Origin of the sequence: Granulicella sibirica (genome assembly GCF_004115155.1) — a bacterium.
GTDB classification, from domain to species: Bacteria; Acidobacteriota; Terriglobia; order Terriglobales; family Acidobacteriaceae; genus Edaphobacter; species Edaphobacter sibiricus.
Window position 1 is genome coordinate 915331 of record NZ_RDSM01000003.1, and the last position, 19671, is coordinate 935001.

A 19671-nucleotide genomic window follows, 5' to 3' on the forward strand; every position below is an offset into this window, starting at 1 on the left:
TACTTGATTGGGAGAGACATGACGCAGAGTGCATCGACCGTTGTCGCAGGACCGGATCGTCCGAACCGCTCGCCGTATGTGGCCGCGGCTGGTTTCTTTCTTCTTCTCGTAGTGGTTGGTGGGGTGGCGCTGGTTCCGAAGTTGCGGCATCGGGATACGTTGAAGGATGAGGCGGTGGTAGCGGCGGGGCCGCCGATCGTGCTGGCGACGAAGCTTGTGGGTGGGGATAAGAGCTCGCGGATCGAGATGCCCGCGAATATCCAGGCGTTCGAGGAGACGACGATCTTCGCGAGGACTTCCGGATACATCAAGGAACGGTATGTCGATATCGGCGACCATGTGAGGAAGGGGCAACTGCTCGCAGTGATCGAAGACCCGCAGACGGCACAGAGCCTGTTGCAGGCGGAGGCTACGCTGGCGCAGACGAAGGCGCAGTTGCTGCAGGCGGAGGCCAATGCGGAGTTATCGGCTACGACGAATAAGCGATGGCAGGCGCTGGTGGGAGCGGGAGTCGTCGCACAGCAGGATGCGGATCAGAAGAGGGCGCAGGCGGGGGCGGACGCGGCGCTGGTGACGGCGGATAAGGCGAACATCACGGCCAGCCAGGCGAATGTGAACAGCCTGTCGGAGCAGGCTTCGTTCTCGAAGGTGACGGCTCCGTTCGATGGGATTATTTTGACCCGTTCGATCGATCGCGGCTCTTTGATTACGGTGGGGAGTCAGACGGGCGTGCCGCAGATGTTTACGATTGCGCAGTCGGGCGTGGTGAGGGTGTTTGCGAATGTGCCGCAGGCGAATGCCGTGGGGTTGAAGGCAGGACAGCCGGCGCAGGTGGTGGTGCGGGAGCTGGGTGGCGAGGTGTTTCCAGGCACGATCACGCGGACGAGCCAGAGTCTCGATCCGGGGACGAGGACGCTGCTGGTCGAGGTGGATCTGAAGAACGACGGGCGGATTCTGCCGGGGATGTACGCGACGGTGCGGTACGACCTTGCGCCGACGGCCACGGCTCCGGTGATGCTGCCGGCGAATGCGCTTGTGATCCGGACGGCTGGGCCGCAGGCGGTTGTGGTGGATAGCGATAACGTGGCGCACTTCAAGAGCGTGGTGCTTGGGCGGGATGTGGGGTCGGGGACCGAGATTATTTCCGGGGTGAAGGCGGGGGATACGGTGATTCTGAGCCCGGATGACCAGGTTGTTGATGGGGGAAAGGTGAAGCCGCAGATGCAGGCGCTCGCGAAACCTTAGGGGAGGGGTGGCGTCCCTATAATCGATTGCGGGGGCTAGTGTCTTGATCGTTGCGTTGTCGGGCCTGCGGAAGGTTTATGAAGGGAAGCAGACGGTCACGGCGGTTGACGGGATCGATCTGGACGTCGAAGAGGGAGCGCTGTTCGGGCTGCTTGGCCCGAACGGGGCGGGGAAGACGACGACGATCAGTATCTGCACGACGCGCGCCTTGCCCACGGCGGGGCGCGTGCTGATCGCGGGGATTGATGTGGTGGCGCAGCCGGCGGTGGCGCGGCGGTCGATTGGAGTGGTGCCGCAGTACAACACGCTCGACCGGGCGTGCACGATCTTCGAGAATATTCACTTTCATTGCGTTTATTTCGGATTCTCCCGGGCGGCGGCCAAGGCTCGGACTGAGCAGTTGCTGGAACAGTTTCATCTGACGGAGCGGGCGGGAGCTTATCCGCAGCAGCTTTCGGGTGGGCTGGCGCAGAGGGTGCAAATTGCGCGGGCGATTGCGCACCGGCCAAAGGTGCTGTTTCTGGATGAACCTTCGGCAGGCTTGGATCCGCAGAGCCGGATTGCGATGTGGGAGGCGGTAAAGGGGCTGCGGCAGGAGGGAATTACCGTCGTCCTGACGACGCACTACATGGAAGAGGCGGATGAGCTTTGCGACCGGGTCGCGATCATCGACCACGGGAAGATCCTGGTGCAGGATACTCCGGCTGCGCTGAAGGCTTCGGTTGGGGTGCAGAAGATCTATCAGTTGGATCTACATGACCGGGAGCAGAAAGAAAAGCTGATCGGCGAGTTGTCTAGCCTGGACGGTGTGGCTTCGGCTGAGAAGACCTCCAGCGGTGTGCGCGTCATGGCACATGGGGTGGATGGGCTGCTGTCGGAGGTGGTGCGGGTGGCGAATCCGTATGGGTTGAGGGATCTTTCGATCACAGAGACTTCGCTGGAGACGGTTTTTATCCGGCTGACTGGCCGTGAGTTGCGGGAGTAAGTGATGACGACGAGTGCGGTGGTGAAGGTGGAGGCGGCTCCGGTGGGAGGACAGATGACGCAGTATGCGCGGGCGTTCGCGGGGCTGTTTCTGCGCGATGCGTATGTGCTGCGGCGAGAGCTTTTTCCGTTTGTGATCCGGGTGGGGATGAATCCGCTGCTGTTTCTGTTTGTGTTCACGTACGTCATGCCGCACATGACGGGTGGGGCTTCGATGAATCCTACGGCGGCTATGTCGGGCGCGGGTGGTGGGTTCTCGACGGTGCTGCTGCCTGGGTTGATGGCGGTTGGTATCATGTTTTCGGGGATCGCGGCTGTGGCCCTGCCGCTGGCGCAGGAGTTCGGGATTACGCGCGAGATCGATGACCGGGTGATGTGTCCGTTGCCGGTTGCGGCTGTGGCAATTGAGAAGATTTGCTTCTCGGCTGTGCAGTCGATGATTGCGGCGTGCGTGGTCTTTCCGCTTGCGATCTGGGTGCCTACAGTCAAGCCTGTCGTGCATGTGGAGAGTTGGCCGTTTTTGATTCTTGTTGTGGCGCTGGCCAGTCTGGTGGCGGGGGCTCTGGGGTTGGTGATTGGGACGAGCGTAAAGCCGCAGCAGATCGGGTTGATCTTTGGCGTGGTGGTGATCCCGATTACGTTTCTGGGGTGTGTTTATTATCCGTGGGCGGCGCTTCGGCCGATTCCGGTGCTCCAGATCGGGGTGCTGGCGAACCCGATCGTCTATATGAGTGAGGGCCTCAGAGCGGCACTCACGCCGACTCTGCCGCATATGCATCCAGTGGCGATTCTCGGGATGCTGGTGGTATTTCTGTGCCTTCTGACTGTGGTGGGAATCAAGGGTTTCTTGCGGCGCGTGATCGGGTAGGAGTTCGGGCTGGGCAGGACGTGGGTCGCGCATGTCCCGCACCCGGCCCTCCGCCGCCCGTATTACGGGGTCGTTGCAACCGCAGCATCCTGCATGGCCTTCACATAGTTTCCATAGCCGATGATCAGCGTGGAAGCAATCAGGAGGGCGAGACCGCTGGCTACCAGGATTCGTGTCCGCCGGCTGGTTCCGCGCCACTCCTTGAGCGCCAACCCCCAGAGCGTGGCGAAGATGATGATGCTGGCCATGTGGAGAGCCCAGCTCGAAAAGTCATATTTGCCCATCTTGGTCTGGCCCATCGAGTAGAAGAAAAACTGGAAGTACCAGATGACCCCGGCCATGGCGGCGAAGATGTAGTTGAAGACAAGGGTCTTGGGAGCGAGACGCTCGAATGCGGAATCCCGGGGATCGTAGTCCGCCAGCGTGTCGCCCGACGTTCCCGAAGCGCGCAGGGGATTTTGTCCCGGCGTGCCAGTGAACTGATGGGCCGAATGGTTCTTGAGGATGAGGATGGCGGACCAGACGAAGTTGGTGAGGAAGCCTCCCCAGAGGACGACGACGAGAACGGGGAGATTCTGCCAGAGGTCGAGCCTGTGGTTCGCGATCAACTCCGCTTTCGCGAGCTTCGCGATGGGAGCTCCTGCATCGAGTCCGTAGGCGAAGAAGCTGCTCATGAACCCGGCGAAGATCGCGACGGCGATGCCTTTGCCGAAGGAGAAGTCGCGCTCTCCGGCCTCGGCCTTTTCCTCTTCGGTGACTTCTTTTTCTTTCGAATACCCCGCAGCGCCGTTGACCGCGACGGCGATGACGCAGACGAAGACGCCAACAAGGATGATCTGACCGGAAGACTCACGCGCGATCGCCCCGATCTGTCCGTGAAAGATGGGAGGGACGAGCGTTCCGAAGGCGGTGCACAGGCCGAGGGCGATGGCGTATCCGAGGGCGATCCCGAGATAGCGGATGGCGAGTCCGAAGGTGAGGCCGCCCACTCCCCAAAGCACGCCGAACAGAAGTGCATATTCCAGGCTCTCGTGGGGAGCCGCGCGCAGAATGCCAAACAGGTTCGGAACCAGGAGCGACGCGAAGAACATCGGAGCAATCAGCCATGCCGCTACCCCTTGGATCAGCCAGTACACCTCCCACGACCACCGCTTGATGCCGCGAAACGGGATGAAGTTGGTGGCCGACGCGAAGCCGCCGATCCAGTGGTAGATGACGCCGATAAACGGATTTGCTCCCAAGAGACGTGCCTCGATGACCAACTGGAATTCGCTAAGAACGCGTCCCATCGTAACCGATGGCGTATACCACTTGGAAATAAACTCCCTATTGGACTATTGTGAATGGGTGATCTGGACCGGAGCGTGTCTCCGTCAGCCAGCCAAGGGGATCATCCTGCAAGTTGCACTCTTCATCACCTGCTATAACGACACGCTCTTCCCGGAGACGGGAAAGGCAGTCGTTCGCGTCCTCGAGCGGCTTGGCCACACGGTGGTGTTTCCCGCAGGCCAGACGTGCTGCGGGCAGATGCACTACAACACCGGCTATCAAGCGGAGGCGATGCCCCTGCTGGAACGCTTTGTAGCGCAGTTCAAAGGTTCGGAGGCGGTCGTTGTTCCATCTTCTTCGTGCGTGGCGATGATGCGGGATCACTATCCGAAGATGGCGGCGCACATCGGCAATGCTGACCTGACGCGCGAGGTTGAAGCGCTGTTGCCGAACGTTTACGAGTTTTCGGAGTTTCTGACGAAGCGGCTTGGGCTCGAGGACGTTGGAGCCTTCTACCCGCACCGGGTGACGTACCACGCAAGCTGCCATGGTCTGCGCAACCTCGGGCTTGGCGACGGGCCTCTGAAGCTGTTGAAGGCGGTGCGGGGAATCGACCTCGTCGAGTTGCAGGGACTGGAAGAGTGCTGCGGCTTTGGCGGAACGTTCGCCGTGAAGAACGCAGAAGTCTCGAGCGCGATGCTTGCGGACAAGACGCGGGCTGTTCTGAACACACGGGCCGAGGCCTGCACGGCGTGCGATAACAGTTGCCTGATGCATATCCAGGGGTCGCTGCACCGGCAGAGGACTGGCGTGCATACGGTTCACCTGGCGGAGATCCTGGCGAGCGAAGCGGGAGGCGCGGCATGAGCGGCGTCGCGCTCGATCCGAAGACGGCTCCGACTTTCCCGATGGCGGCGAAGGTGCTCGTCGGGGACACGCAGATGCGGAAGAACGTGCGTCACGCGACGGACATCATCCAGGCGAAGCGGGCTCGCGTTGTGGGCGAAATGCCGGACTGGCAGGAGCTTCGGGAGACCGGGCGCAGGGTTCGCGAGCACACGATGAAGTTCCTGGATGTGTATCTCGAGGAGTTCGAACGGAAATGCACGGCCGCGGGTGGCGTGGTGCACTGGGCGAAGGACGCGGACGAGGCGCGGCAGATCGTCATCGGGCTCGTGAAGGCTTCGGGGTCGCACGAGGTCATCAAGATCAAGTCGATGACGACGGAGGAGATTCAGCTCAACAAGGCTCTGGAAGGCGCGGGGATTACACCGTACGAGACGGACCTGGCCGAGCTGATCATTCAGCTTGGGGGCGACCAGCCGTCGCACATCGTCGTTCCGGCGCTGCATAAGAACAGGCAGCAGATTCGCGAGATCTTCAAGCGGGAGATGAATCTGCCGAACCTTGGCGATACGCCGCAGGATCTTGCGGACGCAGCGCGTCTGTTTCTGCGGAAGAAGTTTCTGACGGTGAAGACAGGCGTGAGCGGGGCGAACTTCCTGATCGCGGAGACGGGTGGGGTGTGCGTCGTCGAGAGCGAAGGGAACGGGCGGATGTGCCTGACGCTGCCGGAGACGCTGATTACAATTGCCGGCATCGATAAGGTCGTGCCGCGGTTGGCGGATCTCGAGGTGCTGCTGCAGTTGCTTCCACGGTCGGCTACGGGGGAGCGGATGAACCCGTATAACTCGATCTGGAATGGGGTGGATCCGCGCGGGGTGGATGGTCCGAAGGCGTTCCATATAGTGCTGATGGACAATGCGCGGACGAAGGTTCTCGAGGATAGCGAGGGACGGCAGACGCTGAACTGCATACGCTGCGGTGCCTGCCAGAACGCGTGCCCAGTGTATCGGCAGACGGGTGGCCATGCGTATGGGTCGGTGTATGCGGGGCCGATTGGGGCGATCCTGACGCCGCAGTTGCAGGAGATGCACTATGCGCAGACGCTGCCGTATGCGTCGTCGCTGTGTGGGGCGTGCTACGAGGTGTGCCCGGTGAAGATCAATATTCCGGAGGTACTGGTGCATCTGCGGAACAGGGTCGTCGAGCAGAAGGGGTTCTTCGATCCCGAAGCTGCGGCGATGAAGACGGTGGGGATGATCTTTCGCAGCGAGAGGCGGTTTCGCGCGGCGCAGCGGTTCGGGCGGATGGCAGAGACGCCGCTGGTGGACAAGGATGGATGGATTGGCTGGCTGCCCGGGCTGCTCGGCGGATGGACGCAGGTGAGGGATCTGCGGGAGATGCCGAAGGAGACGTTTCGCGACTGGTGGGAGAAGCGTGGGGGTGCGTCGTGAATGCTTCGACCGCAAGTAGAGAGTTGATGCTTGGGCGGATTCGCACGGCGAATGCTGCTGCGGGGGCGGGCGCGGGGAATGCTGCGGAGGAGTGGGCAGCCATTCCGCGGGAGTATCGGCGGACTTCGACCCTGGGGCGGGAAGCGGTGCTGGAGTTGCTGGAGGATCGGCTGCGGGACTATGACGCGCATGTTTTGCGCGTGGCTTCGGAGGGCGTGGCAGCTGCGGTGCTGGGGATGCTCGGGGAACGGGGGCGGACGCGGATGCTGGCGGCGCCGGGCGTTACCGCGGCATGGCTGCCGGAGGGGTTTGCATTTGCGGTGGACGATGGGCTATCGGTTGAGTCGATCGATCGGTTTGAAGGGGTGATGACGGAGTCGACTTTGGCGATCGCGGAGACGGGGACGATTGTGTTGCAGACGGTGCCCGGGCAGGGCCGGCGGGCGGTGTCGCTTGTGCCGGACTATCACCTTTGCCTGGTGAGGGCATCGGCGGTGGTTGCGACTGTGCCGGAGGCGATGGATGTGTTGGCAACGCGGCCGGCGTTTGCGACGACGTTTATCTCGGGGCCGTCGGCGACGGCGGACATCGAAATGACACGCATCAAGGGTGTGCATGGGCCACGGTTTCTGGATGTGCTGCTTGTGATGGATGACGTTGCGCGTTCGGCGTAGGACGTTTTGCGGTTGACGGATTTCTGATGGATGACGGTTCAGGAGAGGGTGCGATGAGTACAAATAATGGAGTGCGGTCGGCGGGGACGGAACGGGTGTGGGCGGCGCTGGATAGCTTCAAGATCGAGGTGCCGTCCTGGGGATTCGCGAACACGGGAACGCGGTTCGGGAAGTTCATGCAGCCGGCGGCGGCGAGCACGATCGCGCAGAAGTTTGCCGACGCGGCCGAGGTAAATCGGTTGACGGGAGCGGTGCCGACGGTTGCGCTGCATGTCCTGTGGGATTTGCCGAAGGGGCTTGGCAGCGTGGACGAGATCAAGGGGCTTGAGGCCAAGCATGGGATCAAGTCGGGGTCGATCAACCCGAACCTCTTCCAGGAGCAGGAGTATAAGTACGGGTCGATCTGTAACCCGAACCCGGAGGTGCGGGCGAAGGCACTGGCGCACCTGATCGAATCGGTGGAGATTGGCAAGGCGCTTGGCTCGAAGGACGTTTCGATGTGGGTGTCGGATGGGTCGAACTACCCGGGGACGCAGAGCATGCGGCGTCGGGTGGAGTGGATGGAGGAGATCCTGGGCAAGACGCATGCCGCGCTTGGTGACGAGCAAAGGATGCTCGTGGAGTACAAGCCGTTCGAGCCGGCTTTCTATCACACGGATATCGCGGACTGGGGGATGGCGCTCGAACTGGCTCGGCGGGCAGGGCCGAAGGCTAAGGTGCTCGTCGACACGGGGCATCATTACCAGGGGACGAACATCGAGCAGATCGTTGCGTGGCTTCTGCACCTGAATGCTTTGGGTGGGTTTCACTTCAACGATCGGAAGTATGCGGATGACGATCTGACGCTTGGGTCCATCGATCCGTACCAGGTGTTTCGGATCTTCCACGAGATGCTTTCGGCGAAGAAGGACGAGACGGCCGGGGTGGCGTTCATGATCGACCAGAGCCACAATATGAAAGGGAAGATGGAGGCGATGGTGCAGACGGTGGTCGCGGCGCAGGAGATGTATGCGAAGGCTGCGCTTGTCGACCAGGAGATGCTCGCCGGGCTTCAGGACGAGTGCCGTCTGGTGGAAGCGGAAGAGTGCTTCCGGTCAGCGTTCTGGACGGATGTTCGGCCGCTGGTGCGGGAGTGGAGAACGGCGCGTGGGCTTCCGGCTGATCCACTGGACAGTCTGCGAACGGGCCGGTATCTCGAGTCGATTACCCGCGAGCGGGAGGCTGCGAATGCGGGGGCGGGATCGAGCTACGCCTGAGGAAATTCAATCGGGAATCACAGCGGAACAGTTTCGTGATTGAATGAGGGGCGTAAGCGCTGTAGTTGCGGCATTCCCAGTTCATTGCGGAGCAAGAACGTTGCAGAAGACGACGAAACGACTTTACCTGATTCCCGTGCTGTCGAAGGCGCTCGATATTCTCGAGCTTCTCCAGGCTGAGAACCAGCCGATGACGCTCGAGGCGGTTCACCGGCAGACGCGTATCTCGAAGACGACGGTCTATCGCGTGCTGAAGACTTTCGTTCATCGCGGGTACATCGCGCAGGCCCAGGATGGAACATACCGGCAGGTGACGCGGCCGACCAAGATGCGGTTCGGCTTCGGCAGCCAGAGCGCGGACATGCCGTTCTCGGTCGAGGTGACGGAGAGCCTGAAAGAGGCGGCGGCGAACGTCGGAGTCGATCTCGTGATCCTGGATAACTGCTACGACGCCGCTACCGCGATCCGGAACGCCGAGGAGTTCGTGCGGAGCCGCGTGGACCTCGTGATCGAGTTCCAGGTCGAGCAGGAGGTCGCGCCGGTGATCGCGGACAAGATTGCGGCGGCGAAGATTCCCATGATCGCGATCGATATTCCGCATCCGCACGCGACGTACTTTGGCGTGGACAACTACCGCGTAGGGTTTGAGGCGGGCGAGGCGCTGGCGGCGCACTCGGTGAAGAACTGGGGCGGGAAGGTCGATTGGGTGATTGGCCTCGATCTTCCGGAGGCTGGTCAGTTGGTGCAGAGCCGCATCACGGGCGCGTTTGAGGGGGTGCGGGGAACGATCCCGGATATCCCGGTGGAGTGCTTCGTGCGCATCGATTGCAGGGGGATGCGGGACAAGAGCAAGAAGCTAGTCTCGGACTTTCTGCAGAGGCATCCAAAGGACCGGCACATCCTGATCGCGGCGAGCAACGATACGAGCGCTCTTGGGGCGGTGGACGCAGTGCGGCAGGCAGGACGCGAGAAGCACGTGGCGATTCTCGGGCAGGATTGTATCGCCGAGGCGGTTGCCGAGATGCACAGCGAGCGCTCTCCGCTCATCGGTTCCGTATCGCATGAGACGAGTTCGTACGGGCCGAGTCTGATTCATCTTGGCTTGTCGCTTTTGCGCGGGCAGCACGTTCCGCCGTACAACTACGTCGACCACAAGATGGTCCTGCGGGATACGGCGAAGGTCTAAATTCTTGATCGTTGCGCACGGCAAAGTTCGCGAGATATTCTCATTCGGAATAGTTGCTGTATTGGTCTTTGCTGTGGAATGATGGACGGGCTGGAATTGGCTTTATCAGGAGTGATTCATGTCGGACGTAAGCAAGCAGGGTAAGCTTCAGTTTCTCGAAGATCGTTGGGATGATGCGGTAGCCGCAAAGCTGGATGAGCCGGAGTTGCTGCGGTACCGGTCGAACCTCCTCGGCTCGGACCTGAGGATTACAAACTTCGGCGGGGGCAATACGAGCTCGAAGCTGGTGCAGGCCGACCCGATTACGGGCGACCCGGTGAAGGTGCTGTGGGTAAAGGGAAGCGGTGGGGACCTCGGAAGTATCAAGCGCGCCGGTTTTGCGACGCTGTATCTCGATCGCTTGCTCTCGCTCGAGAAAGCTTACAAGGGCGTCGAACTCGAAGATGAGATGGTCGACCTGTACCCGATGTGTACGTTTAACAACAACCCCGTCGCCGCGTCGATCGATACCCCGCTGCATGGTTTTTTGCCCTTTCCGCACGTCGACCACCTTCATCCCGACTGGGGCATCGCGCTTGCGGCTTCCGCGAATGGCAAGCTGAAGATGGAGGAGTTCAATAAGGAATTCGGCCACACGCTGGCCTGGCTGCCTTGGCAGCGCCCGGGGTTCGAGCTTGGCATGATGCTGCGGAAGATCGTTGAAGAGACGCCGGGGTGCGATGGCGTCGTGCTCGGCGGGCACGGTCTGTTTACGTGGGGTGAGACGCAGCGCGAGAGCTACCTGAACACCATCACGATCATCGACCAGCTTGGCCAGTTCATCCAGCGGCACGGCGCGACGGCGGGTCATGTGCATTTCGGCGGCGGCAAGGTGAAGACGCGCGAGGATCGTTCGGAGATCGCGCTTGAGATCTTCCCGTACCTGCGCGGGCTCGTGTCGCGGAAGCAGAGGTGGATCGGCAGCTTTTCGGATATCCCGCAGGTGCTGGACTTCGTGAACTCCACTCATGCGAAGGACCTGGCGCACCTGGGTACGAGCTGCCCGGATCACTTTATCCGTACCAAGATCCGCCCGATGTACATCGACTGGAGTCCGGAGAGCGATCCGGGCGAGCTGAAGGGGATCATCGAGACCGCGCTTGAGACCTATCGGGCGGAGTACGCGCAGTATTACAAGAACCACGCCGTGGCGGATTCTCCGGCGCTGCGCGATGCGAGCCCCACGGTGGTTCTGATTCCGGGTGTCGGGATGTTTACCTTCGGCAAGAACAAGACCGAGGCCCGGCTTACCGGCGAGTTCTACATCAACGCCATCGGCGTGATGCAGGGGGCGGGCGCGCTCGGTGCGGGCGTGACGTGCACGGACATTCCGCAGGCTGGTCCGGCAGCGACAGCCGATCAGTTCAAGATGTTCTCGAACTATGTCGCGCTGCCCGCGAGCGAGGCGTTCCGTATCGAGTACTGGAAGCTTGAAGAGGCGAAGATCCGCCGGCAGCCGCCTGAGAAGGAACTGAGCCGCAGGGTGGCGCTTATCGTCGGCGGAGGAAGCGGCATTGGCCGCGAAGTCGCGCTGCTGGCTTCGGCGCGCGGGGCGCATGTGGTTGTTGCGGACCGCGATACCGCTGGTGCGGAGGCGGTCGCGGCTGAGGTTGCGGCGCTCTCGGGCAAGGAGACGGTCTCCTGGACGAGCATCGATATCCGTGACCGCAAGACGATCAAGGCTGCCCTCAATGCGACGCTGCAGCAGTTTGGCGGGATCGACATCCTGATCAATACGGCGGCGCTGTTTCCTTCGTCGCCGGACGGCATCATCAACGATGCGATGTGGGCTTTGACGCTCGAGGTCAACGTCACGGCGAACTACCTGCTCACCGATGAATCCACCTCGATCTTCAAGGACCAGGGAATCGATGGAAGCATCGTCCTGACCAGTTCGGCCAACGCGGTTGTCGCGAAGAAGGGCAGCGAGGCATACGACGTCAGCAAGGCGGCCTTGAGCCACCTTGTGCGCGAGTTGGCTGTCAGCATGTCTCCGCTTGTGAGGGTGAACGGCATCAGCCCGGCGACGGTGGTGAAGGGCTCGACGATGTTCCCGCGCGACCGTGTGATCGCTTCCCTCAAGAAGTACAACCTGCCGTTCGTCGAGACGGATACCGATGACGGGCTGCGGAATGTGCTCGCAGGCTTCTATGCGAAGAGGACGCTGACGCATCAGCCGATCGATCCGAAGGACTGCGCGGCGGCCATTATGTTCCTCGCGGGCCCTGCCGCGCGTTGCACGACGGGCCACCTGATTCCCGTGGATGGAGGCCTCGTCGAGGCCTACCTGCGGTGAAGCCGGATTGGGCAGCTCTCGCCCCAAGAGACCGGCGGGCGCTCATCGCCGTCGATCTCGGAGCTGAGAGCTGCCGCGTCTCGATGCTGCGCTGGACGGACGGCAAGGCGCGCGTTGAGCTTGTGCATCGGTTTGCCAATAACCCGCGTGAGAGCGATGGCGGACTGCGCTGGGATCTGAACATGATCGCGGCAGGGCTTGAGGATGGCCTCCGGAAGTGTGCGCGGATCGCCACGGAGGGGATTCGCTCCATCGCGGTCGATGGGTGGGCGGTGGACTATGTCCGGATCGACGCGGATGGGGCTCCGCTCGAAGATCCTTTCTGCTATCGCGATGAGAGGACGTTGGCCGCCGAAGTCTCGGCGCACAAGAAGATCTCTCCGGAACGGCTGCGCGAGATTACCGGGATTCAGCTCCTGCGGATCAACACGCTCTACCAGCTTCATGCGGATACGCTCGCGGAGCGGCCATCGGGCGTGCAGTGGATGAACCTGCCGGAGTACTTCCTGGCCCGCTGGGGCGGGTCGCGTGTGGCGGAGTATACGAATGCGACGCACACGCAGATGGTGGACCTGTACCGGAAGGTCTGGTCGGAGGAGATCTTCGACGCGATGGGCTTCGCGCCGGGACGGGCGCTGACCATCGTTCCGCCGGGAACTGTGGTTGGGAGGCTTTCAGGGCCGCTCGCCGGACTGGAGGCGTTTCGGGATACGGTGCTGATCGCGCCGGGATGCCACGATACGGCTTCGGCGATTGCGGGGATTCCGGCGGTGGGGAACGATTGGGCCTATATCAGCTCGGGGACCTGGTCGCTGGTGGGGACGCTGCTGGAACAGCCTCGGAGCGGGGATGCGGTGAAGGCGGAGAACTTTACGAATCTCGGGGCGGTTGGGGATCGGGTTTGCTTCCACAAGAATGTGAATGGCATGTGGCTGGTGCGGCAGTGCATGGATGCGTGGGCGGCTGAGGGGAAGGCGTGGAAGATTGAAGATCTGGTGAAGGCGGCTGAAGCGGTGGAAAAACCGACGGGGATGCTGGATGTGGATGATCCGGATCTGCTTCTGGCAGGGGATATGCCGCAGAGGATCAATCGGCAGAGGCAGGCGAAGGGGCGGAGGCCGATGGACGAGTCGTCAGCTGGGGCTCCGGCGATGGCTTCGTTGATCTTTCACAGCCTGGCGGCCCGATATGCACAGGTGCTCAAGCGGATCGCTCTTCATTCAGGTAAGGAGCTGGAGCGGCTGTTTGTTGTGGGTGGGGCCAGCCAGAACGAGTTTTTGAACCGGCTTACGGCTGAGGCTACGGGGTTGAAGGTCTTCCGTGGTTCGGCGGAGAGTTCGACTGTCGGAAACTTTGCGGTGCAGTTGGCGGTGCTCGATGGAGACCGTGACCGGGTGACGGGGGTGTTCGCCGAGAACGTGTCGCACTGGGCCGAACTACTGGTCGGGGTTATGGCTTAGGCGTGACGGGCTCGCGGTCGCCGAAGGCGGTTGCTTCTTTCGGTGGGGTGGCTCCGGGTGGGAGGACGGCCAGCTTCGAGCCGTCGGCGGTCTGGATGTTGACGTCGGTGAGAGTCCAGTCTTTGGAGTCGGCGATGGTTCCGGCGGTCTGGGCGGCGATGTCGATGTGGTCGAGGCGGAAGCTATCGAGGGTGGCGTTGGGGTAGGCGGCGACCTGGACGGCGGTTTTGGCGCCGGTGGCCTTGATGTTCCAGATGTGGACGTTGCGGAAGTGCGGGAGGCCCTGGGCTTCGGGGACCTTGGTGGTGAGGACCTTCCAGTAGGGGGGAACGTCCTTTGCGCCCTCGGGGAGGGTGGCGTAGCTGTAGCTTGGGTTCCAGTTCATGGTGACGTGGATGGGGATGGGGACACCGGTGAAGGTCATGTCGTGGAAGCGGATATCGTCAGCCCAGCCGCCGCGAGTGTGCGCCGACTTGATGAGGACGCCGGAACCAACGCCTGCAAGCGCGGTGAGGTTGTAGGCCTCGATGTTGCGGAAGCCCCCGGAGGTCTCGCTGCCGATGGTGACGGCGGCTGCGCCGTGGCGGATGATGGAGTCGCGGAGAACCACGTTCTCGGTGGGCCGGTTGACGCGGAGTCCGTCGGAGTCGCGGCCGTCCTTGAGGCAGAGTGCGTCGTCGTTGACGTCGATGTCAGCGTGGGCGACAAGGATGTTCTTCGAGGAGTCGATGTCGATCCCGTCGGTGGAGGGGCCTTTACCGCCTTCGTTGTTGCGGATGGTGACGTCTTCGATGGCGATGTCGTGGGAGTAGAGGACCTGGATGGTCCAGAAGCCGGAGCGCCGGAGGGTGATGCCGCCGCCGAGGTGGACGTTCGAGGCGTTTTGCAGGAGGACGAGGCGGGGGCGGCGGGCATCGTAGTCGGACGCCCAGCGGAGGCCGCGGGGCTCGTAGGTCTTGCGGAGGTCCCAGTAGGACTTCCACCAGATGGGGCCGTCTCCGTCGATGGTGCCGTGGCCGGTGAGGGTGACGTTCTGCTGGTCGCGGACGTTGATAAGGGCGGCGGGCCAGGTCATCTCGATTCCGGCGATGCGGGTGGGAAGCTGCGGGTAGTCTTCGAGGTGTTCGGAGCCGATGAGGGTGACGCCTGCCGGGACGTCCAAGGTGATGCCCGATTTTAGGAAGAGGGATCCAGTGAGGTAGGTTCCAGGGGCGAAGGTGACCGTGCCGTGAGTTTTGGCGGCTTCGTCGATGGCGCGCTGGATGGCGGCGGTGTCGAGGATGGTGCCGTCGCCCCTGGCGCCGAAGTCGTTGGCTTTGACCGTGGCTCCTTTCGCCTGGTGAAGGCTGGCTGCGAGAAGAGCGAGAGCGAGGAAGCGGGTCATTGTTCTTCTCCGGTGACGAGGTAGATCTTGCCCAGGATGCCGGAGGGGATGGGCTGGACCTTGTCGAGATCCTGCATCTGGAAGCGGTCGCCGTACTTCTGGATCAGCGGCTTATAGTCGTGGGGTGGCAGGGCCGACCAGGCGTTGAGGGCGGTGTTGTAGACGTGGAGTTCGATTTTGTTTTCGCCGGATTTGAGGAACTTCGAGATGTCGAGGCGGTAGGGCGGGTGCCAGAGGGCTCCGGCGGGTTGGCCATTCACGGTGACGAGGGCGGCTTCGCGAATGGGCGGGTCGTAGTAGGCGTGCATGCCTGGGCCAGTACGGGTGACTTTTGGATCGGGAAGCCCGTTCGGGAGCAGGGCCGGATGCTCGGATGTGGAGGAGGGTGAGCCGGGGAGGGCGGTGCCGCCATCGATCTTTAGATAGACCGTGGCTAGGGTGGCGGGCAGGCGGAAGGTGCGGGCGTAGACCGCTTCGCCGGAGTAGTTCCTCGTGGCGGGATCGGAGGTCCAGTCGGTTAGAGCCGGTTCGGGGGTGGACTTGCCCAAGGCGGAAAAGCTGACGTTCCAGCCGGAGGAGAGGTCAGAGAGCTGATGGGATGGGGTGAAAGGTGGCGCGGGGGCCGGCGCGCTCTGGCTGAAGACGAAGATGCGTGACTCATAAGGGGCGAGCGTAACGCGGGTTCCAGCTGGCGTGGCGGGTCGGGCTGCTCCGGTGTCGGTATCCCATTGTTCGCCGCCCGTGAAGTGGGTTCCGAAGGCGGCTGTAGCGGAAACCGGAAGGTTGGATGTATTCGTGACGAAGTAGAGATCTGCATCAGGTAACTTCCTACGAATGAACCCAATAGCTCCCGTCACAGACGCTTCGCTTTCAGAAAATTTAAGGTCAGGCGATGCAAGATCACCGAGGGCTTTGCCGAGTCGAGCGTCGTCAGGGATGACTGGGATGGTGTTCGCGAGAGCCGTAAGCTCCGGCGATGATCTGCCATCGGGGTCGAGTGTGGGAAGGTGGCCAACGGCGACGACCTTGCCTCCAGCCTTGGCGAAGGCGTTGATTTTGGCGAGGGTGTCGAGGGGGATGCGGGTTGTGGGGGGGAGGACGAGGATCTGGTGATGGATCCCGAGTCGGTTGATGGCTTCGGCATCGGCAAAGTCGAAGTTGTAACCGGAGGACAGGATGGCCGACAGGAGCGATGGCTGGATGAAGTCCTTCATCGCCCCCGTCACGGTCACCTTCGGGGGCGCGAAGCTCGCCCAGGCGTCATCGGTGGGGACGAGAACGGCGACCTGGTTCGCTGGCTCGCCTTCGCGGAGGAGGGCGCTGATGCGGGCGATGTACTGGTCGACGGCTGGTAGAACAGGGTGCCAGGGGTTGTGGTGGTTGAAGCTGGCGGCCGCATAGAGGCTCCAGCCGGGTTCGGGGACGCCCGGGGCGGAGTAGGGCCAGCCGTGGAAGATGAGCTGGTTCTCGCCCATGATGAAATCGATGTCGGCTTCGGCCTTCATGTCGAGTGGAGTGGCGCGGAAGACCGGAGAGTGGAGCCAGGTGAAGGTCTCGCCAGAGGTGATGTTATTGCCGAAGACGTGGTTCGCGGAGGAAGCCCAGCGCAGGGTGGAGAAGGCGCGCCACTGCGGGCCCTCTCCCTCGGGAAGTCCGGCTAAGTTCTGACTGGAGAAGCTAACTGCTGGTTCGCCATAGGTTTGCGAGCGGAACTTCGTGTTGCGAGCGATGGCCCACTTGTTGATCTGGGTCAGGTAATTCTCGTTGACGAGTTCAGTGAGAGTGCGCCCGTAGTCGTGACGGACCTTCTCGGCGGCTGGGGTGCCACCGGCGACGAGTTCCGGAAGGTGGGGGATCAGGTTATAGCCTCGGCGGCGGTTGAACTCCCAGGGGAGGGTTGGGGTCCAATCGGCACCGTAGGCTTCGAGCGAGTCGGAGAAAATGGCGTAGGGCGGGGTGTCACCGAAGGCTTTGACGAGAGGCTCGCCTACCTTCTCGAGGTGCGTGGCGACGGCCTGGTGGCTGAAGGGGTCGAGGACGAAGCCTTCGGCGCCCACGGCGGCGCGCTTGACCTGCTGGCGGGTGTGTCCGGCGATGAAGAAGAGGGCGACGCGGGGGGAAGTGGACGGGGGGATGGGCTCGATGAGCGGGCGGGCGGTGGAGGCGTCCCAGTGCTTTGGTGATCCGTCGACAATGACCTCGGAGACGATCTCGTCCGCGTCGAGGAGTTTCGGCAGGGGAGCCCTGGTCGCGCTAGCCGGCAGGGGGATTTCCAAGGTACGGAGGGTTCCGGCGGCCTCCCCGATTGGGGTGTCGGCACCACCGTAGGGCCAGCCGCTGCAGAGGGTGACGTCGATGCGCAGGCCAAGTTTGCGGGCCTCCTGCTGCGCGTAGGTGACGGCGTCTAGCATCTCGGGCGAGAGGAACGGGAGGTTTTTGAGGCCGTGGGCAGGGTCGTCGAGTACCTCCGGGTAGACGAAGGCGAGCTCGGCTCCGCCGATTCCGTCGGCTTTCATCTGCTGGAGTTCGAGGAGGATCTCTGGCTTTTCCACCGCTGTGCCAAACCACCACCAGCGGACCATTGGTTTGGCGGAGTCCGGTGGAGACTGAAATGTTTTTCTCAGGTTATCGATCGATGTTGCTGCATATAAGGGACTTGCCGATGATGGAAATGATGTCGCGACGCACGCGGCTGCGAGTGGCAGGACGGTTCTTTTCCACAAGGATACGGTTCGGCTGCGCGGCGAATTCACGGGCTACTCCTGCTTGCTGTGCGTGTTCGCGGCTGTCGGGCCGTCGAGGATGGGATGGTCTAGGCCGGTCACGGACGGATGAGGCTGCGGAAGCAGATCGACCGCGACGATAGTGTTCGTTCCTGCTTTGAGCCAGGGGGCGGGGACATAGAGGGTCTGCTGCGGGCCTGCATTCCAGAAGCGGCCGAGCGGATGGCCGTTGAGCCATATGGCTCCCTTGCCGAGGAAGTGGATGTCGAGAAAGGTGTCCCCAGGGTGCTGCAACTCGAAGGTGGCTGTCAGAATCTGGGGGGCGTCCGGATCTTTGCCGGGCGCATGGCGGGCAGGGGCTTCCGGCATGGGAAGGGGAAAGACCTGCCAGTCTGTCAGCGGAGCGCCGGCGAGGGTGACGGATTTGGTGATGCCCTTTAGCTCCGTGCGCATAGTGTGGGTGGAGTTTACCCGGCCGTCGTTGGCGACGAGGATGTCGAGCCGGGCGGGGGCGGTGGTGGTGATGGGCAGGCTGGTCTGCTTGTCGCGGCGGTCGAGGGTGCCGGCCAGCTTGCCTTCGAGGTAGATCCTGGCGTAGTCGTGAACCTCGTTCAGGACGAGGTCGCCGGAGACGGGTGCGGTGAGCTGATGGCGATAGAGGATGTAGCCGTAGGACTGGCCGAAGTGCTCCATCGACTGCGGCTGTTCGCTTTGGATGGGATTGGGCAGATGGTCCCAGAGGGTTCCGGCGCTGGCCAGGATCACGGTGGGGATGGCGATGGGCTCGAGGGGCGTTGGAACGGCGGGAAGGCAGGACTCGGTCTGGTCAGGGCAGGCGAACTTGGCGAAGACTTTGCGGTAGGCGAAGTACTTGGGGGTGGGGCGGCCGGATTCGTCGAGGGGCGCGTCGTAGTCGTAGCTTGTGACGTCAGGGAGGAAGTTTCCGCCGATGTACGAGGATCCGGCCATGAAGCCGAAGCTCGTGCCGCCGTGAAACATGTAGAGGTTGATCCCGGAGCCGTGGGTGAGGATGTAGTCGATGTCTTCGAGCTGGGGTGCGGTGGGGCGGGTCTCGTGAGGGTGGCCCCAGTGATCGAACCAGCCGGGCCAGTATTCGGAGACGAAGATGGGGTCGTTGGGGCGGAGCTTGTGGATGGCGTCGGTGCCGCCCTGGGCGTTGGAGATGCCGAAGTTGGTGGCTGCGAAGAGCCCATCGAGGTAGCCCTTGGGGATGTTGCGCCAGTTGTCGCCGGAGAAGAGCAGGGAATCGGTGAAGCCGGCGGAGAGGAAGATTTCCTTCAGGTGCGCCATGTAGGCGTGCGGGTCATCGGTGGGGACGGGGCCGAAGTTGCCATACTCGTTTTCGATCTGCGTCATCAGGATGGGGCCACCACGGCCTACCTGTAGTGGCGTGAGCTCCTGGGCTAGGCGGCGGAGCCAGCGTTCGGCAGGGACCATGAAGGCGGGGTCGTTGGATCGGATGGCGGCAGCGGATTGAGGGTCGGCGAGGAGCCACGGCGGAAGTCCGCCAAGATCCCACTCGGCGCAGGAGTAGGGGCCGGTGCGGAGGATGACGTGGAGGCCTTCCTCCTGGGCGGTGCGGATGAAGGCGGCGACGTCATTCTGGCCGGAGAAGTCGTAGTGGCCGGGAGTGGGCTCGTGGACGTTCCAGAAGACGTAGGTGGCGACGGTGTTGAGGCCCATGGCGCGAGCCATCTTGAGGCGGGCATGCCAGTACTCGCGGGGGATGCGGGCGTAGTGGAGTTCGCCGGAGAGGACTTTGTAGGGTTTGCCGTCGAGGGTGAAGTGGTCGGCTTCGATGGCGAAGCGATGCGTCTGGGCTGGCGCGTGGAGGGCCAGGGCTGCGGCGCAGAGGAGAAGGAGTCTCTTCATGGTTCGATAGGGGAACTATTTCCAGACACGGTGACGATAGCCTACCGCGGATTGGGCAGTCAAGGTGGTCTGTTGGCACATAGGCTGAGATACTGTT

At 62.5% G+C, this 19671-nt stretch carries 14 protein-coding genes; 10 read left to right on the forward strand and 4 right to left on the reverse strand.

Annotated features, from left to right (window positions below):
- Window positions 1–18: 18 nt before the first annotated feature.
- The 3 genes from GRAN_RS20525 to GRAN_RS20535 are packed head-to-tail and all read left to right on the forward strand — an operon-like array spanning window position 19 to window position 3097.
- Entirely contained in the window at window positions 19–1245 is a 1227-nt protein-coding gene (locus tag GRAN_RS20525) for an efflux RND transporter periplasmic adaptor subunit (protein WP_128914880.1), read from the forward strand.
- Window positions 1246–1288: 43 nt separating this feature from the next.
- Complete coding sequence (locus GRAN_RS20530) at window positions 1289–2230, forward strand: ABC transporter ATP-binding protein (protein ID WP_128914881.1); 942 nt, start codon at window positions 1289–1291, stop codon at window positions 2228–2230.
- A 3-nt stretch (window positions 2231–2233) separates the two neighbouring features.
- Window positions 2234–3097 carry an ABC transporter permease gene (locus GRAN_RS20535; protein WP_241655041.1) on the forward strand — a complete coding sequence of 288 codons (864 nt, stop codon included), beginning with the start codon at window positions 2234–2236 and terminating at the stop codon, window positions 3095–3097.
- A gap of 62 nt (window positions 3098–3159) precedes the next feature.
- Here the strand turns inward: GRAN_RS20535 and GRAN_RS20540 are convergent, their stop codons facing one another.
- Window positions 3160–4386 carry an L-rhamnose/proton symporter RhaT gene (locus GRAN_RS20540; RefSeq protein ID WP_338323460.1) on the reverse strand — a complete coding sequence of 409 codons (1227 nt, stop codon included), beginning with the start codon at window positions 4384–4386 and terminating at the stop codon, window positions 3160–3162.
- A 106-nt stretch (window positions 4387–4492) separates the two neighbouring features.
- On the opposite strand from GRAN_RS20540, the gene GRAN_RS20545 reads away from it, so the two are divergent.
- From GRAN_RS20545 to GRAN_RS20575, 7 genes are all read left to right on the forward strand, one after another.
- Complete coding sequence (locus GRAN_RS20545; protein ID WP_128915137.1) at window positions 4493–5233, forward strand: (Fe-S)-binding protein; 741 nt, start codon at window positions 4493–4495, stop codon at window positions 5231–5233.
- On the forward strand, window positions 5230–6663 hold the full coding sequence (locus GRAN_RS20550) for a LutB/LldF family L-lactate oxidation iron-sulfur protein (RefSeq protein ID WP_128914882.1): 1434 nt from the start codon (window positions 5230–5232) through the stop codon (window positions 6661–6663). The genes GRAN_RS20545 and GRAN_RS20550 overlap by 4 nt, the downstream gene beginning before the upstream one ends.
- Window positions 6636–7337, forward strand: coding sequence for a LutC/YkgG family protein (locus tag GRAN_RS20555; protein ID WP_241655042.1), 702 nt, complete (start codon window positions 6636–6638; stop codon window positions 7335–7337). The genes GRAN_RS20550 and GRAN_RS20555 overlap by 28 nt, the downstream gene beginning before the upstream one ends.
- A gap of 53 nt (window positions 7338–7390) precedes the next feature.
- Window positions 7391–8593: a sugar isomerase gene (locus tag GRAN_RS20560; protein WP_128914884.1), complete on the forward strand. Its 1203-nt coding sequence runs from the start codon at window positions 7391–7393 to the stop codon at window positions 8591–8593.
- Between the two features lie 100 nt (window positions 8594–8693).
- Window positions 8694–9779 carry a substrate-binding domain-containing protein gene (locus GRAN_RS20565; protein ID WP_241655043.1) on the forward strand — a complete coding sequence of 362 codons (1086 nt, stop codon included), beginning with the start codon at window positions 8694–8696 and terminating at the stop codon, window positions 9777–9779.
- Window positions 9780–9897: 118 nt separating this feature from the next.
- A complete protein-coding gene (locus GRAN_RS20570) occupies window positions 9898–12114 on the forward strand; it encodes a bifunctional rhamnulose-1-phosphate aldolase/short-chain dehydrogenase (RefSeq protein ID WP_128914886.1) in 2217 nt (738 codons plus the stop codon).
- On the forward strand, window positions 12111–13574 hold the full coding sequence (locus tag GRAN_RS20575) for a rhamnulokinase (protein ID WP_241655044.1): 1464 nt from the start codon (window positions 12111–12113) through the stop codon (window positions 13572–13574). Before GRAN_RS20570 ends, GRAN_RS20575 begins: the two co-directional genes overlap by 4 nt.
- On the opposite strand, the gene GRAN_RS20580 is transcribed toward GRAN_RS20575, so the two are convergent.
- From GRAN_RS20580 to GRAN_RS20590, 3 genes are read right to left on the reverse strand one after another with little or no spacing between them, the layout of a single operon-like run.
- Window positions 13564–14958, reverse strand: a complete 1395-nt coding sequence (locus GRAN_RS20580; RefSeq protein WP_128914887.1) for a glycoside hydrolase family 28 protein — start codon at window positions 14956–14958, stop codon at window positions 13564–13566. The genes GRAN_RS20575 and GRAN_RS20580 overlap by 11 nt on opposite strands.
- Window positions 14955–17711: a glycosyl hydrolase gene (locus tag GRAN_RS20585; RefSeq protein WP_421800865.1), complete on the reverse strand. Its 2757-nt coding sequence runs from the start codon at window positions 17709–17711 to the stop codon at window positions 14955–14957. The genes GRAN_RS20580 and GRAN_RS20585 overlap by 4 nt, the downstream gene beginning before the upstream one ends.
- Before the next feature lie 3 nt (window positions 17712–17714).
- Window positions 17715–19574 (reverse strand): glycoside hydrolase family 35 protein, encoded by a 1860-nt coding sequence (locus tag GRAN_RS20590; RefSeq protein ID WP_128914889.1) that lies wholly within the window; start codon window positions 19572–19574, stop codon window positions 17715–17717.
- Window positions 19575–19671: the final 97 nt, after the last annotated feature.